At 69.3% G+C, this 18,184-nt stretch carries 22 protein-coding genes; 8 read left to right on the top strand and 14 right to left on the bottom strand.

Annotated elements, in window-relative coordinates; all coding sequences use genetic code 11:
• Positions 1–150: 150 nt before the first annotated feature.
• Entirely contained in the window at positions 151–915 is a 765-nt protein-coding gene (locus tag ADBZ6K_RS23405) for a CPBP family intramembrane glutamic endopeptidase (RefSeq protein ID WP_526351184.1), read from the top strand.
• Between the two features lie 6 nt (positions 916–921).
• On the opposite strand, the gene ADBZ6K_RS23400 is transcribed toward ADBZ6K_RS23405, so the two are convergent.
• Positions 922–1,524, bottom strand: a complete 603-nt coding sequence (locus ADBZ6K_RS23400) for a CGNR zinc finger domain-containing protein (RefSeq protein WP_526351182.1) — start codon at positions 1,522–1,524, stop codon at positions 922–924.
• Positions 1,525–1,650: 126 nt separating this feature from the next.
• Here ADBZ6K_RS23400 and ADBZ6K_RS23395 point away from each other — a divergent pair, with 126 nt between their 5' ends.
• The gene (locus ADBZ6K_RS23395; protein ID WP_526351180.1) at positions 1,651–2,151 is read left to right on the top strand and encodes a hypothetical protein; all 501 of its coding nucleotides are present in this window, start codon (positions 1,651–1,653) and stop codon (positions 2,149–2,151) included.
• Positions 2,152–2,159: 8 nt separating this feature from the next.
• Here ADBZ6K_RS23395 and ADBZ6K_RS23390 read toward each other — a convergent pair whose 3' ends face one another.
• From ADBZ6K_RS23390 to ADBZ6K_RS23370, 5 genes are all read right to left on the bottom strand, one after another.
• Positions 2,160–3,176, bottom strand: coding sequence for a zinc-binding alcohol dehydrogenase family protein (locus ADBZ6K_RS23390; RefSeq protein WP_526351178.1), 1,017 nt, complete (start codon positions 3,174–3,176; stop codon positions 2,160–2,162).
• 52 nt (positions 3,177–3,228) lie between these two features.
• Positions 3,229–3,528: a GlsB/YeaQ/YmgE family stress response membrane protein gene (locus tag ADBZ6K_RS23385; RefSeq protein ID WP_526351176.1), complete on the bottom strand. Its 300-nt coding sequence runs from the start codon at positions 3,526–3,528 to the stop codon at positions 3,229–3,231.
• Positions 3,529–3,765: 237 nt separating this feature from the next.
• A complete protein-coding gene (locus tag ADBZ6K_RS23380) occupies positions 3,766–4,836 on the bottom strand; it encodes an APA family fibronectin-binding glycoprotein (protein WP_526351174.1) in 1,071 nt (356 codons plus the stop codon).
• A 210-nt stretch (positions 4,837–5,046) separates the two neighbouring features.
• Positions 5,047–6,141 (bottom strand): sulfate/molybdate ABC transporter ATP-binding protein, encoded by a 1,095-nt coding sequence (locus tag ADBZ6K_RS23375; protein ID WP_526351172.1) that lies wholly within the window; start codon positions 6,139–6,141, stop codon positions 5,047–5,049.
• A complete protein-coding gene (locus ADBZ6K_RS23370) occupies positions 6,138–6,938 on the bottom strand; it encodes an ABC transporter permease (protein WP_526351169.1) in 801 nt (266 codons plus the stop codon). Before ADBZ6K_RS23370 ends, ADBZ6K_RS23375 begins: the two co-directional genes overlap by 4 nt.
• Positions 6,939–7,105: 167 nt before the next feature.
• Here ADBZ6K_RS23370 and ADBZ6K_RS23365 point away from each other — a divergent pair, with 167 nt between their 5' ends.
• The 3 genes from ADBZ6K_RS23365 to ndh all read left to right on the top strand — a co-directional run bounded on the left by ADBZ6K_RS23365 (position 7,106) and on the right by ndh (position 10,237).
• Entirely contained in the window at positions 7,106–7,777 is a 672-nt protein-coding gene (locus ADBZ6K_RS23365) for an SDR family oxidoreductase (RefSeq protein ID WP_526351192.1), read from the top strand.
• A 17-nt stretch (positions 7,778–7,794) separates the two neighbouring features.
• Entirely contained in the window at positions 7,795–8,724 is a 930-nt protein-coding gene (locus tag ADBZ6K_RS23360) for an LLM class F420-dependent oxidoreductase (protein ID WP_526351167.1), read from the top strand.
• Between the two features lie 142 nt (positions 8,725–8,866).
• Entirely contained in the window at positions 8,867–10,237 is a 1,371-nt protein-coding gene (gene ndh / locus ADBZ6K_RS23355; protein WP_526351165.1) for a type II NADH:quinone oxidoreductase Ndh, read from the top strand.
• Here ndh and ADBZ6K_RS23350 read toward each other — a convergent pair.
• From ADBZ6K_RS23350 to ADBZ6K_RS23320, 7 genes are all read right to left on the bottom strand, one after another.
• Entirely contained in the window at positions 10,234–10,866 is a 633-nt protein-coding gene (locus tag ADBZ6K_RS23350; protein ID WP_526351163.1) for an urease accessory protein UreD, read from the bottom strand. The two genes, ndh and ADBZ6K_RS23350, sit on opposite strands and share 4 nt — an antisense overlap.
• Positions 10,867–10,868: 2 nt before the next feature.
• Positions 10,869–11,549 (bottom strand): urease accessory protein UreG, encoded by a 681-nt coding sequence (gene ureG / locus ADBZ6K_RS23345; RefSeq protein WP_526351160.1) that lies wholly within the window; start codon positions 11,547–11,549, stop codon positions 10,869–10,871.
• 39 nt (positions 11,550–11,588) lie between these two features.
• A complete protein-coding gene (locus ADBZ6K_RS23340) occupies positions 11,589–12,224 on the bottom strand; it encodes an urease accessory protein UreF (protein WP_526351158.1) in 636 nt (211 codons plus the stop codon).
• Positions 12,225–12,232: 8 nt separating this feature from the next.
• Positions 12,233–13,954, bottom strand: a complete 1,722-nt coding sequence (locus tag ADBZ6K_RS23335; RefSeq protein WP_526351156.1) for an urease subunit alpha — start codon at positions 13,952–13,954, stop codon at positions 12,233–12,235.
• A 94-nt stretch (positions 13,955–14,048) separates the two neighbouring features.
• Positions 14,049–14,363: an urease subunit beta gene (locus ADBZ6K_RS23330; protein ID WP_526351154.1), complete on the bottom strand. Its 315-nt coding sequence runs from the start codon at positions 14,361–14,363 to the stop codon at positions 14,049–14,051.
• Positions 14,364–14,466: 103 nt separating this feature from the next.
• Positions 14,467–14,769, bottom strand: coding sequence for an urease subunit gamma (locus ADBZ6K_RS23325; RefSeq protein ID WP_526351152.1), 303 nt, complete (start codon positions 14,767–14,769; stop codon positions 14,467–14,469).
• Positions 14,770–14,814: 45 nt separating this feature from the next.
• Positions 14,815–15,219 carry a PaaI family thioesterase gene (locus ADBZ6K_RS23320; RefSeq protein WP_526351150.1) on the bottom strand — a complete coding sequence of 135 codons (405 nt, stop codon included), beginning with the start codon at positions 15,217–15,219 and terminating at the stop codon, positions 14,815–14,817.
• Positions 15,220–15,282: 63 nt separating this feature from the next.
• Here ADBZ6K_RS23320 and ADBZ6K_RS23315 point away from each other — a divergent pair, with 63 nt between their 5' ends.
• Positions 15,283–15,663, top strand: a complete 381-nt coding sequence (locus tag ADBZ6K_RS23315) for a rhodanese-like domain-containing protein (protein ID WP_526351148.1) — start codon at positions 15,283–15,285, stop codon at positions 15,661–15,663.
• A gap of 151 nt (positions 15,664–15,814) precedes the next feature.
• Here the strand turns inward: ADBZ6K_RS23315 and ADBZ6K_RS23310 are convergent, their stop codons facing one another.
• Positions 15,815–16,555, bottom strand: a complete 741-nt coding sequence (locus ADBZ6K_RS23310) for an iron reductase (protein ID WP_526351146.1) — start codon at positions 16,553–16,555, stop codon at positions 15,815–15,817.
• 219 nt (positions 16,556–16,774) lie between these two features.
• Here ADBZ6K_RS23310 and ADBZ6K_RS23305 point away from each other — a divergent pair, with 219 nt between their 5' ends.
• Positions 16,775–17,191 carry a BlaI/MecI/CopY family transcriptional regulator gene (locus ADBZ6K_RS23305; protein ID WP_526351144.1) on the top strand — a complete coding sequence of 139 codons (417 nt, stop codon included), beginning with the start codon at positions 16,775–16,777 and terminating at the stop codon, positions 17,189–17,191.
• 14 nt (positions 17,192–17,205) lie between these two features.
• Positions 17,206–18,156, top strand: a complete 951-nt coding sequence (locus ADBZ6K_RS23300) for a M56 family metallopeptidase (protein ID WP_526351141.1) — start codon at positions 17,206–17,208, stop codon at positions 18,154–18,156.
• The last annotated feature ends 28 nt before the right edge of the window (positions 18,157–18,184 follow it).

The following is an 18,184-nucleotide window of genomic DNA, read 5'->3' as shown; positions in this document are numbered from 1 at the left end:
CGGGACTGGGTGTGGCCCGCCGCGCGGGGTGCCGCGGGTGCCCCCGCCGCGGTCGACGCGACGGCGTCAACCGGGGGTGACAACGAGTAGCGAGTGGTCGCGGCTCGATTGAGCCGGGCATTTGGCGCTAGCCCGTACACTGGGGCGGTTATGTCTGATGCCAGCGCCGCGCTCGCGCCTCCCCACCCGCTGCTCGGGCAGCTTGCCGCGTTGCATCACTTCCGCATCTACGTCGACATCGCCGTCGTGGTCGTCGTGCTCGCGATCAGCAACCTGGTGGCCCACTTCACCACCCCGTGGGCGAGCATCGCCACCATCCCCGCCGTCGCGATCGGCCTGCTGGTCCTGGTGCGCGCCCGCGGCCTGGGATGGGCCGAACTGGGGCTCAGTCGCGAGCACTGGCGGTCCGGCGCGGCGTACGCGTTGGGTGCGGTGGCACTCGTCGTCACCGTCATCGCCGTGGGTGCGCTATTGCCGTGGACGCGGCCGATGTTCATGAACGACAACTACGCGACCATCTCCGGCGCGCTGATCGCATCCATGGTGATCATCCCGCTGCAGACCGTCATCCCCGAGGAGCTGGCGTTCCGCGGTGTGCTGCACGGCGCGCTGACCCGGGCGTGGGGTTTCCGCGGGGTCGCCGCGGCCGGGTCACTGTTCTTCGGGCTGTGGCACATCGCGACGTCTCTGGGGTTGACGAGCAGCAATGTCGGGTTCACCCGACTGTTCGGCGGCGGGATCGTCGGCACCGTCGCCGGGGTGGCGCTTGCTGTGATCGCCACCGGCTTCGCGGGCTTCGTATTCACCTGGCTGCGGCGCCGCAGCGGCAGCCTGATCGCGCCGATCGCGCTGCACTGGTCGCTCAACGGGCTCGGCGCGCTGGCCGCCGCGCTGGTCTGGCACCTGTCGACCTGACCGTCGTCAGCTCGATGCGCCCCCGCCGTCTGCGCGCCGCCTGGCGCGGAAATCCCGGTTCTTGAGTTTGTTCCCACACGACGACATCTCGCACCACGTTCCGCCGTGGTTGCGGGACCTGTCGTAGAACGCCCACCCGCACTCATCGTTCCCGCAGGCCTTGAGCCGTGACCAGCTTCCGTCGCGCTGGGCGTCTCTGACGATGAACAGCAACGCGCCGAGCCGCGCCGCCAGCGTGTCACCAACGGCCTGCGATCGCACCTGCCCGTCATCACCGACGTCTGCCCTGGCAACCCCCGCAGCGGCGACCTCCCGCAGCTTGGTCAGCGCGTCCGCGGTCGGCGCGACGCCACCCGCGTTGTGGATGAGCAGCGAACGGAACCCCTCCCGGACGTCGCGGACCAATGCGAGATCCTCGGAGGTCACGTCGATGTCCGGGGCCACCAACTCGGTGGCGATCAACCAGGGGCGCGCATCGTCGAGGCGGGCGAGCCGGTCGGCGCCGCCGGGTCGCTCGACGGTGTTGACCAGGGCTTGAATCCGGCCCAGCGGGTCAGGCGCCGGTTTGGTCTCCATGTCGCCGGGCCACACAGTAGACGGCGGTTTCATAGCGCAAAGCGTACCGATGCATGACTATCAAAACAACTTGACTGGTCATTGGTGACCGGCATAGCCTATTTGGTAGTCACGAGGTTTAGCGGTTGTGGTACAGAGGAAAGCCAAGAGGTGGCAATGATGCACGACGACAGGATCTCCCCGGACATTCCGGATACTCCGGCAACGGCCCTACCCTCCGACACCATCCGGCTGCGCCGCCCGTCGGTCGGCGCCCGGCTGATCGCCAGGCTGCGACCGGGGCGGTTAGACGCGATGCTCGCGGTGGGCGCATCCGCGCCGCCGGGCAGCCCGCTCGCGGTGCACGCCGCCCGTATCACGTCTAGGCCCGAGCGTGAGTCGCTGGCCCGGACTCTGCGTACGGTCCTCGGCGACGCTCGTGCTTCGAGTCCGGACACTGTCACGGCGTTGTGCTCCCGGGTGCCGCTGGACCACCAGAACGTCGTCGCGGCCGCAGACCTGATCGACACGATCACGCTGCGGCTGCACTCCCCCAGGCCGGTCAGCGAGCGCGGCATGGCGAGGTTGCGGCGAGTGGTCTGCGATGGCTGCGGGCCGCTCTACCGGTACGGCCGCGGCGATCTCAGCGGCAGGCTGGGCGCCGCGCTCGCCGAGCTGTGACGGCGGCCCTACGGCAGCAGGACCGCCGCACCTGCGATGCGGCCGGCCGCGAGATCGCCGAGCGCGTCGTCGGCACGCGTGAGCGGGTACTGCGGGGTGGTGACCTCGATGCGATGACGGCCTGCGAAAGCCAGGAAGTCGCGGGCGTCCGCGCGCGTATTGGACGTCACCGACCGCATCTGCCGTTCCTGGAAGAGATGCCGTTGGTAGTTCAGCGCCGGGATGTCACTGAGGTGGATGCCGGCGATGGCCAGCGTGCCACCCCGGTCGAGGGCCTCCATGGCGGGCAGGACGAGTTCGCCCACCGGGGCGAAGAGGATGGCCGAATCCAGCCGGGTGGGCGGCGGGTCGGCGGCACCCTGGGCCGACGCCGCACCCAGGGCCAGCGCCAGTTCCCGCGCCTGCGCGCCGCGCGTCATGACGTGGACCTCCGCGCCCTGCGCGAGCGCGACCTGGGCGGTGATGTGCGCGCTGCCGCCGAAGCCGTAGATGCCCAGCCGGCCGCCCTCTGGCAGCTCCGCTCGCAGCAGTGAGCGATAGCCGATGATTCCGGCGCACAGCAGCGGCGCCAACTCGCTATCGGTGTAGCCCTGCGGCAATCGGTGCGCGAAAGCGGCCGGTACCGTGGCGAATTCGGCGTAGCCACCGTCAGCATCCCAGCCCGTGTAGCGCGAGTGCGGGCACAGATTCTCGCGTCCGCTGCGGCAGAATCGGCACTGGCCGCACGTGTGGCGCAGCCAGGCGATGCCCACCCGGTCACCGACCGCGAAGTCGTGGCCGGCATTCGGCCCGATCGCGACGACCTCCCCGACGACTTCGTGCCCCGGAATAACCTGCTCCCGGTGCACGGGCAGATCACCCTCGGTGACGTGCAGATCCGTCCGGCAGACACCGCAGGCCAGGACCGCGACCAGGATCTCTTCCTCGGCGGGTGCGGGCACCTCGACCGTCACCCGGTCCAACGGCCGGGTACTCATCGGGCCGGGACGCGCAACCCGCCACCCGGTCATCGTTGCGGGGGTCATGGGCCAATCGTCGCGCGCCGCGCTGGCGCCGTCGACTCCGAGCCCGCCGGGCTCAGGCCCGTCTGACCTTTCCGACGACCCAGAGCAGTATCACCGACCCGAGAATTGCGGTGAACAGGGTGAACCACCATCCGCCGCCCGCGGTGTTGAGGAAGAAGCTCAGGAGGAAGCCGCCGATCAGCGCACCGATGACACCGATGACGATGTTTATCAGGATGCCCGATCCGCCGCCCTTGACGATCTTGCCTGCGATCCACCCGGCGAGCGCGCCGATGATGATGTACCCGATCCACCCGACGCTGGTCAGCGTGGTCGATCGGGCGAGGAACTCGGTAGCAGCCATTACGTCCATAGCAGCTCTCCTGTCGCTGGCCAAGTCCAGCACAGCCGACTGGACCCCATGCCTCAGGTATACCCGCGGACGGTAACGATTCGACCTGCGAATCGAACACGATCGCTCGGCTCGTCAGAGCAAACGCTCGGCCCGGCAGGGACCGGGCGCGGCCGTGTCACACGCCAACTCGAGAACGGCGTGTGACTCGAGAACGGCGTGTGACACGGCCCCACTCGGCGACGGTTGGGTGACCCGTCAGGCGGGCGGCAGCATTTCCGCAGGAGCGTCGGTCACCGGGACCGGAACCCCGACGCCCGGCCGGGGCGGTGGCGCATTCGGATCCGGCGGGGGTGCGTTCGGGTCAGGCGGAGGCGGTGGCGCGTTCGGATCCGGCGGCGGTGGGGGCGGCGGAGGCGGTGGCGGAGCCCAGGGCCGGATCGAATTGGCCAGCGTCGCCGCGGCACCCTTGTCGACGGGGTGGTTGGCCGAGCCGAGCCACACCACGAACCAGCGTTCGGGGGCGCGCTGCCCGCGCGGGGTCCCCGGCGCGGTGGGGGACCCGACCACGCCCGCCCAGATCTGACCGTTGGGCTTGTTGGCGTCGGTGAACTTCACCTCGTAGTAGGACGCGACGCCGGGGACGCCGTTCGCGTCGAGCGGCACGATCTCCTGGTTCTGCCGCGTGCCGGGGAAGGGCATGAAGAATTCGCCCATGTCCGACGCCAGCCGCACGGCCGCCTTGTTGTTGTCGTTCTCGGCGCCGGCAAACAACTTCAGGTCGAGCCGTCCGAGCAGAATGCTCGTGTCATTCGGCGGTTCGGTGCTGCCCGCGGGCGGAGTCTTGGTCAGCAGCGCCTGGCCGTAGGACAACTGCGTGGCGTCCGACAACGTCCATCCCTCGGGAACGACGAAGCTGAATCCGCCCGCGGCGTTGTCGACCCGGCCTGGCTCCGGCGGCGGAGGCGGCGGAGGGGGTGGTGGCGCATTGGGATCGGCGGGGGGCGGCACGGCGTTGGGGTCGGCCGGAGGTGGTGGCGGGGGTGGCGCGTTCGGATCCGCGGGCGGCGGTGGCGCGGCATTGGGATCTACCAGCGGTGCCGGAGGCGGCGGCGGAGGTGGCGGAGGTGGCGGCGCGTTGGGATCCACCGGAGGCGGGGCGGGCGCGGCCGGTGCCGGTGGCGGGGGCGGCACCGGCGTCTCGGGCTGGGCATGAGCCACGCTCGGCAGTGCAAGCGCCAGCGCGGTGGCGCCGGCCAGTGCGGCGGTGGTCAGCGTCTTCGAGAGGCCCTTGCGTCGTGATGACGACGTCTTGTCCGGGAGCTCCATGGGGAAGAAACTACCGTGTTACCGCCGTGACGCAAGTGTGAGTTGCTTTCAAAGCGCACTCGTGGGATTTAGCTGCCGACAAGAAAGGCGCTGTGGACGCGCTATCGATGCGATTGCTGACACGACGAACATCGGCACGCCACGCCGGGGCCGCCGGCCGGGCGTGAAAGCCCTGATCGTGATCGTTGATCGCGGTCGCGGCCCGCCGCGTTACTGCGCGGGATGAATCGCGACTTCCTGCGCCTTGACGGCGAAGAACACCCGATCGCCCGGCACCAGACGAAGGTCGCCGGTCGCCTCCCTGGTGATGTCGGCGGCCAGGCCCGGCCCGCCGTCGGGTTGCTCTTCGGTGCGGACCCGGATCCCCGCTCCGCGGCTGTCGAGCTCGGCGACCGTTACCTCGACGGTGTTCCGCGGGCTGCCGTGCGGTTTGTCCCGGTACACCGCGACCGCCGACGGAGAGAAGACGGCCACCGCGGGCTCGCCGGGCGCCACGGTAGCGCCGGGTGCCCCGTGCCAGGCCGTACCCCATTGGGTGCGCAGCACTCCCCCGTCCGCCGCCGTGCCCGCGACGAGGTTGACCCCGGCGAACCGCGCGCCGAAGCGACTCCGCGGAGCCGCCAGAATTGCTGTCGCAGAACCACTTTCGACGATGCGGCCGGATTCGATGATGAGCACCCGATCGGCCAGCGAGAGCACGTCGAGCAGATCGTGGGTGACGAGCAGGGCGGAGCGTCCGCCGTAGCCGAGGACCCGCCGCAGCACCCTGCGCATCGCGGTTGCGGCTGCCACGTCCAATCCGGCCAGCGGTTCGTCGAGCATCAGCACATCGGGTTCGGCGGCGAGCGCCCGCGCCAGGGCGACCCGCTGGGCCTGGCCACCCGAGAGCTGTCGTGGCATCCGGTCGGCCAGATCAGAGGCGTCCACCTCGGCGAGCCAGTGCGCCGCCGCAGCCGCACAGGTTCTACGGTCCGTCCCGCGCCACAAGCGACGGCCGCTGCGCGGCGCGAACGCGACGTTCGACGCTGCGGTCAGATGTGGGAACAGCAGCGGATCTTGCAGCAACAAGCCCACCCGGCGATCGTGCGTCGGCACGAACACACCCGCGGTGGTGTCGGTGAGCACCCGGTCACCGGCCAGCACCCGCCCGGAGTTTGGGCGTACCAGACCGGCGACGACGTGTAGCGCGGTCGACTTGCCCGCTCCGTTGGGGCCGAGTACGGCCAGCACCTCGCCGGGGGCCACCTCGAACTCGAGGTCGACATCCCGGCCTTCGACGACGGCCCGCAGCCGCAGTCCGGTCACGTCCAGCCTCCCGCGCGCAGCCTCCGGCTGCCCAGGCCCACGACGACCACGGCGGCGACCGCGACGAGCAGGACCGACAGCGCGACCGCGGCGTCGGCGTCGCTCTCCCGCTGCAGGTAGATCTCCAGGGGCAGCGTGCGGGTGACACCCTGACGGGATCCGGCGAAGGTCAGCGTGGCGCCGAATTCGCCGAGGGAGCGCGCGAACGCCAGCACCGCGCCGGAGATGAGTCCGGGGGCGAGCAGCGGCAGCGACACCCGCCACCACACCGTCGTCGGCCGCGCGCCGAGCGTGGCGGCCACCACCTCGTAGTCGTGCCCCGAGGTGCGCGCCGCACCCTCCAGCGCGATCACCAGGAACGGCAGCGACACGAACGTCTGCGCGAGCACCACGGCCGTGGTGCTGAACGCGATCTGGATGCCCGCGGCGTTCAGATACCCCCCGATGAGGCCGAGCCGGCCGTAGGCGTAGAGCAGCGCGATGCCGCCGACGACGGGCGGCAACACCAACGGCAGGAGGATCAGCGGACGTGCCAGCCGCACCAGGCGCGAACCGCTTCGGGCCAGCACCAGGGCCAGCGGCACCCCCAGGATCAGGCACATCACCGTGCTGGCGGCGGCGGTTTTCAGGCTCAGCCCCAGCGCAGCCAGCGACGATTCGCTGGTGATCAAGGTGACGAACCGCGGCCAATCGACCCTGGCGGCCACCGCGACGAGCGGCAGCACGATGAACGCCGCGCCGATACCTGCGGGCAGGTAGACCCACCGGGGAAGGCCGGGACCGCCGATCGCGCCCATGACCGAAAACCCTAGATCAGGGTCCCGGCAATGCGGCCGCTGAACGAACTTGCCCCGGCGTGCCGGTTTGGCCGCCTAGCTACCGTCCAGTAACATCACCGGGGATCCCCGCCGCCGACATCGGCGCGATTCGCAGGGTCAACGGTGAAGTGGAGGAGGTCGTGGCGATGGATGTGCTGGTGACAGGTGGTGACACCGATCTGGGCCGCACGGTCGCGGAAGGCTTCCGCGACGCCGGTCACAAGGTGCTGATCGCGGGAGCGCGCCGCGACGAGCTGGAGATCGCGGCCAAGGAGCTCGACGTCGACTCGATCGTCATCGACACCAGCGATCCGGCGAGCCTGAAGGCGGCGCGCAGCCTGTTCCCGCAGCACCTGGACGCCCTCGTCAACGTGCCCGCCGGCCTGTGGGACGCGGGCGACCCGCGCACCTACGGCCTGACCGACACCGTGACCGCATGGCACGCCGCGCTGAGTTCCACCGTGCTGTCGGCGGTGCTGACCGTCCAGCTGCTCGGTGACCACCTGCGTTCCGGCGGCGCGATCGTCAACGTGGTGCCGGACCATCCGCAGGACGGCAGCGCCGAGGCCGCGATCAAGGCGGCCCTGTCGAACTGGACCGCCGGGCAGGCGACCCACTTCGGCGCCCGTGGCATCACCGTCAACGCCGTCGCATCCGGCCGCGGCTCCGAGCCTGGCTACGACGGCCTCGCGCTCACCCCGCCGTCGGTCGCGGCCGAGATCGCGCGCCTTGCCTTGTTCCTGAGCACGCCGAGCGCCCGCCACATCACCGGCCAGACGCTGCACGTCAGCCAGGGGGCACTGGCTAGCTTCGCCTGAGTGGTTACGTTGGTGGAGTGACCATCCGCCTCGGACTGCAAATACCCAACTTCACCTACGGGACCGGCGTCGCCGAACTCTTCCCGACAGTGATCGCCCAGGCGAGGGAAGCCGAGGCCGCCGGCTTCGATTCCGTCTTCGTGATGGATCACTTCTATCAGCTGCCCGGTATCGGCACGCCGGACCAGCCGATGCTCGAGGCGTACACCGCGCTCGGCGCCCTTGCCACCGCCACCGAACGCGTGCAGCTGGGCACCCTGGTGACGGGCAACACCTACCGCAATCCCACGCTGCTGGCCAAGGCGATCACCACGCTGGATGTCGTCAGTGCGGGCCGTGCCGTGCTGGGCATCGGGGCGGGCTGGTTCGAGCTCGAACACGATCAGCTCGGCTTCGAATTCGGTACCTTCACCGACCGGTTCAACAGGCTCGGCGAGGCCCTGCAGATCATCCTGCCGATGCTCGCCGGAGAGCGGCCCACGTTCTCCGGTCGCTACTACCGGACCAGCCAGGCCATGGCCGAACCCCGCTTCCGCGACCACATCCCGCTGATGATCGGCGGCAGCGGTGAGAAGAAGACGATCCCGCTCGCCGCGCGGCACTTCGACCACCTCAACATCATCACCAGCTTCGATCAGCTGGCGACGAAGGTGCAGGTGGTCCGGCAACGCTGCGAGGAGATCGACCGCGATCCTGCCACCCTGGAGACCAGCATGCTGGTGTCGGCCCTGGTCGACGAGAACACCTCCTACGACCAGTTGCCCGAGGACGCGAAAGCGCGCACGGTGGCGGGCAGTGCCGAACAGATCGCCGAACAGATCAGCACGAAGGTCTTCGGCGCGGGCGTCGACGGCGTGATCATGAACCTGCCGACGTGGGTGACCGGCTACCAGCCGGACCAGATCAGCGCCCTCGGCGAACAGCTGAAGTCGCTCACCGGGGCCTGATCAGCGGTAGCGTGGCCTACGCCACAACGAACGTGGTCCCCGATGGACGGGGGTGGCGACTACCGTATCGGTTGCAAACCGCGTGCCGTAGCCGTCAAGGAGCCTGCCAGATGAGCGCTTGCGCGAAGAAGAAGGTTGACCGATGAACCATCCCGGAGCCACCACAACCAACAAGCACCGAGTCGTCATCATCGGGTCGGGCTTCGGCGGGCTCAATGCCGCCCAGAAGCTCAAACACGCCGACGTCGACATCAAGCTGATCGCCAAGACCACGCACCACCTGTTTCAGCCGCTGCTGTACCAGGTGGCCACCGGCATCATCTCCGAGGGCGAGATCGCCCCGCCCACGCGGATCATCCTGCGCAAGCAGAAGAACTGCCAGGTGCTGCTGGGCGAGGTGACCCATATCGACCTGGCGAACAAGACCGTCGACTCGCTGCTGCTCGGGCACACCTACCGCACGCCCTACGACAGCCTGATCATCGCCGCAGGGGCGGGCCAGTCGTATTTCGGCAACGACCACTTCGCCGAGTGGGCACCCGGCATGAAGACGATCGACGACGCCCTCGAATTGCGGGGGCGCATCCTGGGCGCATTCGAACAGGCCGAACGCTCCAGCGACCCGGTGCGCCGCGCCAAGCTGCTGACCTTCGTGGTCATCGGCGCCGGACCGACCGGCGTCGAAATGGCCGGGCAGATCGCCGAACTGGCCGACCACACCCTCAAGGGCGCGTTCCGGCACATCGATTCCACCGAGGCCAGGGTGATCCTGCTCGACGCCGCGCCCGCGGTGCTGCCGCCCATGGGTGAGAAGCTGGGCAAGAAGGCCCAGGCGCGACTGGAACAGATGGGCGTGGAGATCCAGCTCAACGCCATGGTCACCGACGTCGACCGCAACGGGCTGACCGTCAAGCACAAGGACGGCACCATCAATCGCATCGAGGCCGCCTGCAAGGTGTGGTCGGCCGGGGTGGCGGCCAGTCCGCTGGGCCGAGACCTCGCCGAGCAGTCCGACACCGAGCTCGATCGGGCCGGGCGGGTCAAGGTGCTGCCCGACCTCACCATCCCCGGGCACCCCAACGTGTGGGTGGTCGGCGACATGATGGCCGTCGAGGGCGTCCCCGGCCAGGCGCAGGGCGCCATCCAGGGCGGCAAGTACGCGGCCAACATCATCAAGGCCGAACTCAAGGGTGCCAACCCCGCCTTCCGCGAACCGTTCAAATACTTCGACAAGGGTTCGATGGCCACCGTGTCGAAGTACTCGGCGGTGGCCCAGGTCGGCAAGATCGAATTCGCCGGCTTCTTCGCCTGGCTGGCGTGGCTGTTCCTGCACCTGATCTATCTGGTCGGATTCCGGACCAAGGTCGCGACGCTGCTGGGCTGGGCGACGACGTTCTTCGGGCGCGAACGCGGCCAGCTCACCATCACCGAGCAGCAGGCCTACGCACGGACCAGGATCGAACAGCTGGAGGAGATCGCGGCCACCGTCGAGGACGAGAAGGCGGCCAGCTAACCCGTCAGCCGGTCGCCCTGCCAGGTGGCGAGGACACCACCCCCCGCCAGCTCCAGGGGGAGCCCGGCTCCGTCGAAAGATGTTGCCGGGTAGCGTAATTCGCTGATGCAGGCCAGCGGCGTGCCGAGCGCGTCGTCGGCGACCGCGCCGCTGCCGAGTTCCACTCGGTGCCGCAGCAACGGGGCGCCGTCGGCGTCGGCGTGCAGCGATCCCGACCAGAAACCCTGGCGCTCACCCGATCTGCCGATCTGCACACGCTCGCGCAGCCGCACCTGCGCCGCACCGGTCAGCTGCAGCCGGGTCGTCGTGAGGTGGTGGGAGCCGCCCGCCACCACGGTGGGCTCTGGGTCGAGGTCCAGCTCCCCCGCCACCTCCACGTCCCAGCTGGCGTGCGACTCGACCATCGCCGCACCGGGCAGGGCCACCGTCGCCGCCGCGCTGCGCAACCGCAGCCGCGCCCCGGCCGCCACGACGACACGCACGCGGATCGTGTCCCCGCCCAGCGGGGTCGCGGCCGCCGACACCAGGTGCACGGTGTCGGGCGCGGTGTGACGGGCGGCGATCCCGCCGCTGCACGCGATGTGCGCCAACCGGCCGGGCCTGGCGACGATGGTGACGTCGGAGCGCACGGCTACTTCCGCACCGGCGCGCGCAGCTGGTCGCGCACCCATGCCAGCACCGCCGACGCCCCCGGATCCTCGGTCAGCGAGATCAACACGGTCGGGCGTTCGCCGCGCACCGCGGCCGCGTCACGGCGCATCACGCCCAGATCTGCGCCGACCATCGAGGCCAGGTCGGTCTTGTTCACCACCAACAGATCCGAGAACGTGACCCCGGGACCGCCCTTCCGCGGCACCTTGTCACCGCCGGCGACGTCGACGACGAAGATCTGGACGTCGACCAGACCCGAGGAGAAGGTGGCGGTCAGGTTGTCCCCGCCGGACTCGACCAGGATGAGATCCAGCCCGGGATGGGCCGCGATCAGGTCGTCGATGGCATCAAGGTTGGCGGTGATGTCGTCGCGGATCGCGGTGTGCGGGCAGCCGCCGGTCTGCACCGCCGCGATGCGATCGTCGGGAAGCACCGCGTGCCTGCGCAGGAAGTCGGCGTCCTCGGTGGTGTAGATGTCGTTGGTCAGCACCGCCAGCGACAGTTCGTCGCGCAGCTGGCGGCACAGCGCGGCGACCAGCGCGGTCTTGCCGGAGCCCACCGGGCCGCCGATGCCGATGCGCAGCGGCTCCCCCGGCGTGCGGACCCGTCGGGGCCGGTCCGCGTGGGAGTGCGGCTGTCCGTCGATGAAATGCGGTGGCATATCAGGCCTTATCGGTAGTCGGGCGTGACGAGACGAGATTCACGAAACGAACAGGGGTCGGTCGCGTTCGCTGTGCCGTTGGGCCAGCGTGTCGAGCAGCGGGTCAGACAGGTCGGCGAGTTCCTTGGCGGCCGCGGCGGCGGTCCGGTCGCACAGGCCGGACAGTTCGAAGGTCAGTGCGGCGACATCGCCGGGATCCAGCGCCAGCAGCCGCTGGGCCGCCGTCGCCGAACCGGTCATCGTGGTGTAGACGACCGAGAGGGCGGTGTGCTCGGCGGTGAGTTCGCACGCCGCCCCGGCCGCACCCGCAGCGACCGCCAGATGCGGTGTCGAGCCCAGCGCTGTCCAGTCCCGGTCCGGCCACACCCGTCGGGCCAGCCGCACCAGCCCGCGGCCCTGCGCCCGCGATGCCGCCCGGGAGGCCGGCGCCGGTGTGCGCGCATCGGTTTCGCGATCGGCGGCGTCGGGAAGAAGCGCGCCGGTGTGCACCGCGGCGGCCACCGACGCGGCGACCAGACCGTGGGTGCGGATGCGCCGGATCAGATAGGCCCGCAGGGTCGGCACGTCCATGACCAGGCCGCTGGTGACGGCCTCCTCGATGCCGCCGGAGTGCACGTGCCCGCCCGTCGGCAACCGCGAATCGGATAACACCAGCAGCGTGGTCAGCCCACCCACACCATGCATCAGAACAGGAAGTAGCGCTGCGCCATCGGGAGCTCGGTAGCCGGCTGTTCCTGCCACACATCACCGTCGATGCGCACGGTGAAGGTGTCCGGGTCGACCTCGATCCTGGGCAGCGCGTCGTTGAGCGGCATCTGCGCTTTCGCGACTTGCCGAACGTTGCGGACCGGCACCAGTTTCCGCCGGACGTCGATGCGATCGGCCAGGCCGTCCTCGATCGCCTGCGGGGCGACGAAGTGCACCGAGGTGGCGGCGGCCGCCGCGGCGGCGGCGCCGAACATCGGGCGTGGCAGTACCGGCTGCGGCGTCGGGATGGACGCGTTGGCGTCACCCATCGCCCCCCAGGCGATCATGCCGCCCTTGATCACGGCGTGCGGCCGCACCCCGAAGAACGCCGGCTCCCACAGCACCAGGTCGGCGAGCTTGCCGACCTCGACGGACCCGACCTCACCGTCCAGTCCGTGCGCGACGGCGGGGCAGATCGTGTACTTGGCGATGTAACGCCGGACCCGGTTGTTGTCCGCCGCCCCATCGCCTTCCAGGGCGCCGCGTCGCCTCTTCATCACATGGGCCGTCTGCCAGGTGCGTATCACCACCTCACCGATGCGGCCCATCGCCTGCGCGTCGCTGCCGATCATCGAGATCGCCCCGATGTCGTGCAGCAGATCCTCGGCCGCGATGGTCGACGGCCGGATCCGGCTCTCGGCGAACGCCAGATCCTCGGGGACGCTCGGGTTGAGGTGATGGCACACCATCAGCATGTCGAGGTGCTCATCGAGGGTGTTGACGGTGTGCGGGCGGGTCGGGTTGGTGGAACTGGGCAGCACATAGGGCTCGGCGGCCACCGTGATGATGTCCGGTGCATGCCCGCCGCCGGCGCCTTCGGTGTGGTAGGCGTGGATGGACCGGCCCGCGATGGCACGCAGGGTGTCCTCGACGAAGCCCATCTCGTTGAGGGTGTCGGTGTGGATGGCGGCCTGCACACCGGCCGCGTCGGAGACCGTCAGGCACGCGTGGATCGCCGCCGGGGTGGTCCCCCAGTCCTCATGCAGCTTGAAACCCGCCGCGCCGCCACGTAACTGCTCCCACATCGAATCGGCGTTGACCGTATTTCCTTTGCCGAGCAGCACGATGTTCATCGGCCACGAGTCCAGCGACTCCAGCATCCGCGCCAGATGCCAGGCGCCGGGCGTCACGGTGGTGGCCTTGCTGCCCTCGGCCGGGCCGGTGCCGCCACCGATGATGGTGGTGATGCCGCCCCCGAGGGCCTCCGCCATGATCTGCGGGCAGATCAGGTGCACATGGCAGTCGATGGCGCCCGCGGTGACGATGCGGCCGTTGCCCGCGATGATCTCTGTCGAGGGGCCGACCACGAGGTCCGGGTGGATGCCGCTCATCGTGTCCGGGTTGCCGGCCTTGCCGATGGCGACGATGCGGCCGTCGCGAATCCCGATGTCGGCCTTGATGATTCCCCAGTAGTCGATGATCACTGCGCCGGTGATGACGGTGTCGGGTGCCCCTTCGGCACGGGTTGCGCGGCCTTGGCCCATCGATTCCCGCAGCACCTTGCCGCCGCCGAACACCGCCTCGTCGCCCGCCAGCCCCGGTCCGCCGCTGCGGTCCTCGGTGATCTCGACGAACAGATCGGTGTCAGCCAGCCGGACCCGGTCACCCGTCGTCGGCCCGAACAGCGCGGCGTAGCGCGCACGCGAGAGTTCGGTCATCGCCCCTCCCTCAGGCGCCGAGATAGCGCCCACGGTTGTGCTTGCGTCGGAATCGCAGCCCTGAGCGCTATCTCGCGGATCGCAAGCGCGCGCGTCACGGGGTGTCCAGCTTTCCGGGGGGATCCAGGCTCAGTCCGTGCACTTCGCGGCTACCGGTCAGCGGCACCAGGCTGACCCGCTGCGCCACACCGGGTTCGAACCGGACGGCGGTTCCGGCCGGGATGTCGAACCGGTGTCCGTGGGCGGCGGCACGGTCGAACCGCAGCGCCGAATTGGCTTGCGGCACGTGGACGTGACTGCCCACCTGCACGGGCCGGTCGCCGGTGTTGACGATCTCGAGCTCGAGTCGGGGTGCGCCCGCGTTGATCTCGATATCGCCGTCGCCGAAGGAGATTTCGCCGGGGATCATCGCTGCCTTCTGCTCTTCGCGCAAGCGCTCATCGCTGCCTTCTGCTCTTCATCTTTGACTCCTCGCGCAAGCGCTCGTCGTCGCGCAAGCGCTCATCGCTGCCTCACGGAATCGGGTGGTGGACGGTGACCAGTTTCGTGCCATCCGGGAAGGTGGCCTCCACCTGGACGTCGTGGAGCATCTCGGGCACTCCCTCCATGACATCGTCGCGGCTGAGCACTTCGCGGCCGCTGACCATCAGTTCGGCCACGCTGCGACCGTCGCGCGCGCCCTCCAAGAGGTGATCGGTGATCACGGCCACGGCCTCGGGGTGATTGAGTGTGAGGCCGCGGGCCTGACGGCGCCGCGCCAGTTCGGCGGCGTAGGAGATCAGCAGCCGGTCTTGTTCATGCGGGGTCAGGCGCATAGAGGGCGATATTGCCATGGTGCGCTGCAGTCAGCAGCGCACACCTCATCCGGGCGGCAGGTTCTGCAACCTGACCTGGCCGCGGGCCACGAGACGACCGTCTTCGTCTGTCAGGGTGATCAACCACAGCTGTTGGCGGCGTCCGCGATGGACCGGCTCGGATGTCGCGATCACGGTGCCCGACCGGATCGCGCGCAGAAAGTCGGTGTTGTTGTTGACGCCGACGACCGTGCCACCGCCGTTCTCGGCGAGCCACACGTGCCCGGAGACGCTGGCCAGGCTCTCGATGACCGAGCACCACACCCCGCCGTGCACGATTCCCCACGGCTGCAGCAGCTTGTCGGTCACGGTCAGCTGCGCGCGGCCTCCGTCGGGGGTGACGTCGGAGTAGGTCAACCCCAGTTCCGAGTCGAACCCGCCACCGAGTTCGGGAATTGCGTCTGTTGCCACGGTGTGTGTCTACACGTCGGTGAATCCGCGGGTCGGCCCGGGGTTGCGGCGTTATCGTCAGGAATGCCCAAGAGTGTCAAGGAAATGGTCGCCGCCGCGAATGCGGTGGTACCCAAGATCACCCCGGCCCAGGCCAAGAAGATGATCGACGGTGGCGACGTCGTCGTGGTTGACGTCAGGGATGCCGCCGAGGTGGAGCAGACCGGCAAGGTCCCCGGCGCCATCCACATTCCACGCGGAATGCTCGAGTTCCGGGCGGATCCGGACTCCCCCTACCACAACCCCGCGCTGGCCAAGGACAAGCCGGTGCTGGTCTACTGCGCGGCCGGAGCGCGTGCCGCGCTGTCCGGACAGGCACTCAAGGACCTGGGATTCGCCGAGGTCTACAACATGGGCGGGTTCGGCGACTGGGCCGACAGCGGCGGCGAGATCGACAAGAGCTAGACCCAGGCCCGGGCTGCCCAAAGGATTCGGGCGGGTCCCGCACGCAATGTGCGGAACCCGCCCTTGAGGGGACCGGGGGTCTCTGCAGCCCTCAGGACGCCGGCGCGGTCCGTTAGTCTCGTACCAGAAGAATAGGCAAGGCTGCCCTAATTTAGCAAGCCCTTCCCTGCAGTTCCCTGGTCTCCCCGCGGACCGGCAGGCCGAACCCGACCAGCGCATCCAGCACGGCCTGACCGCGCCTCATGCTGGTCAGCTCGCCGGAGCCGGCGAGCATCGGCACCTGCGTCGCGGCGCTCACCACCGAGACGCCGACCATGTGCCACATGGCCGCCTGCGACATGGCGCCGCCGCTGACCTCGACCAGCCTGCCGAACAGCGGTGCGAGCGTTCGGTGACTGCGGTGGGCGACCCAGGTGGTCAGTGCGCCCTCACTGGGCAACGCGACGATGCCCGATGCGGCGGCCAGCGGGTCGTCAGGCAGCGTGCGCAGAGTCGGGTCGACGACGCCGACCCAGTCAATCGCGCCCTCGGAGTCGACGTGCACCCATAGGTTCTCAATGCCGGTGTCCCACGCCCTTCCCTCGAGCCCCAGCAGCGGTATGACCCGGCCGATGACCACATGCGACAGCGTGGCGGTCAGCTGCTGGGCTACCGACGAGCGGTTGCCGGTCTCGGCGACGGCTGAATCGAACATGTCCCGCAGCCGGTCGGCGGTCAGCGCTTCGGCCAGCGGCCACCACCGCCGGCGGGACAGGTCGCCCATCACGGCCACGCCGTACACCCGCGGGCATTCGGGGTACAGCTCGCGCAGCCGCCGGCTGGAGCCATGCAGCGGCAGTGGCCGCTTGATTGCCATGCTCGCGATGAGCGGGTCGTCGACCACCACCGTCACAACCAGGCCTCCTTCGCCGAGTTAGGTTAGCCTTACTATAGTCGGAAGACAAACGGGGTCGGCTACCCGCTGTGACAGGTTTCATATGGGCCTTCTTGATCGATCCGGTGCTGGTGAGGAACTCAAGCAACGGGTCCGGCGTTGAACGCCAATATCTGGTTACGACGCGCGGTAGTACCCGTAGTACGCTGGTGACATTGCGCAGGAGAGTGAACAACCATGGCCAAATTGACGCGACTAGGGGAACTCGAGCGCGAGGTGATGGATCACCTGTGGTCCGCGCCCGAACCTCAAACCGTTCGCCAGGTACACGAAGAGCTCTCGGCCAGACGAGACCTGGCCTACACCACCATCATGACCGTGCTTCAGCGGCTCGCGAAGAAGAATCTGGTCGTCCAACACCGCGACGACCGGGCCCATCGCTATGCGCCCACCCACGGCCGCGACGAGTTGGTCGCAGGTCTCATGGTCGACGCCCTCGACCAGGCGGCGGACTCCGGCAGCCGTGAGGCTGCGCTCGTCCATTTCGTAGAACGTGTGGGTGCCGACGAGGCTGCTGCACTGCGCCGGGCGCTCACCGAATTGGAGAGCAAGCACCGGATCGCCCCACCCGCTGGCGAACCTGGCACTGGCTGAGAGACACTAACGGCGTGTCAGCGCTGGCCTTCGCAATCGTCGCGCTGGTCCTCGTCGGACCGGTGCCGGCAGCGCTGGCCCGCTCGACATGGCCGCTGCGGGCGCCGCGGGCCGCGATCGTGCTCTGGCAGTCGATCGCTCTGGCGGCCGTGCTGTCGGCATTCTCTGCGGGTATCGCGATCGCCAGCAGGCTGTTCGTGCTCGGCCCGGATGGACGCCCGACGGCGACGTTGACCAGCGAGATCGAGGCGCTCGGCGGGCCGTTGTGGCTGCTCTACGTCGTCGCCTTCACGGTCACGCTGCTCATCGGCGCACGGCTGATCGTCGCGGTGATCGAGGTGGCGATCGCCACCAGGCGCAGGCGCGCGCACCACCGAATGATGGTCGACCTGGTGGGCAAGCCGCATGGTGCGACGCACCCCACGATCCCGAGCCCGACGGGGGGTGTGCGCATCCTCGACGTCCAGCAGCCGCTGGCTTATTGCCTGCCAGGGGTGCGCAGCCGGGTGGTGCTCAGCGAGGGCACCCTGACCAGCCTCTCCGACGCGGAGATCTGCGCGATCCTCAGCCATGAGCGCGCACACCTGCGGGCCAGACACGACCTGGTGCTGGAGATGTTCACCGCGGTACACGCCGCGTTCCCGCGGTTCGTCCGCAGCAGCAGCGCGCTGCAGGCCGTGCGGCTGCTCATCGAACTGCTCGCCGACGACGCGGCCGTACGCGCCGTCGGCCCCACTCCCCTGGCGCGTGCGCTTGTCGCCTGCGCCTCCAGCCAGACCCCGTCGGGTGCCCTCGCCGCGGGCGGTCCGACCACGGTCGTCCGGGTGCGCCGGCTGTGCGGCAAACCCAACAGCCGTATCCTGGCGGCCGGTGCGTATCTTGCCGCGGTCGCAGTGCTGGTCGTTCCCACCCTCGCGGTGGCCGTGCCCTGGCTGACCGAGCTACACCGGCTCTTCGCCGCGTAGGTGTTCTATGCCTCCTAGGCGGTGACGC

The sequence above is a fragment of the Mycobacterium sp. genome, from assembly GCF_044223235.1.
In the GTDB taxonomy this organism is placed as follows: Bacteria; Actinomycetota; Actinomycetes; order Mycobacteriales; family Mycobacteriaceae; genus Mycobacterium.
Note: the sequence above shows the minus strand (reverse complement) of the source record. Positions and strands in the feature narration are given on the sequence as shown.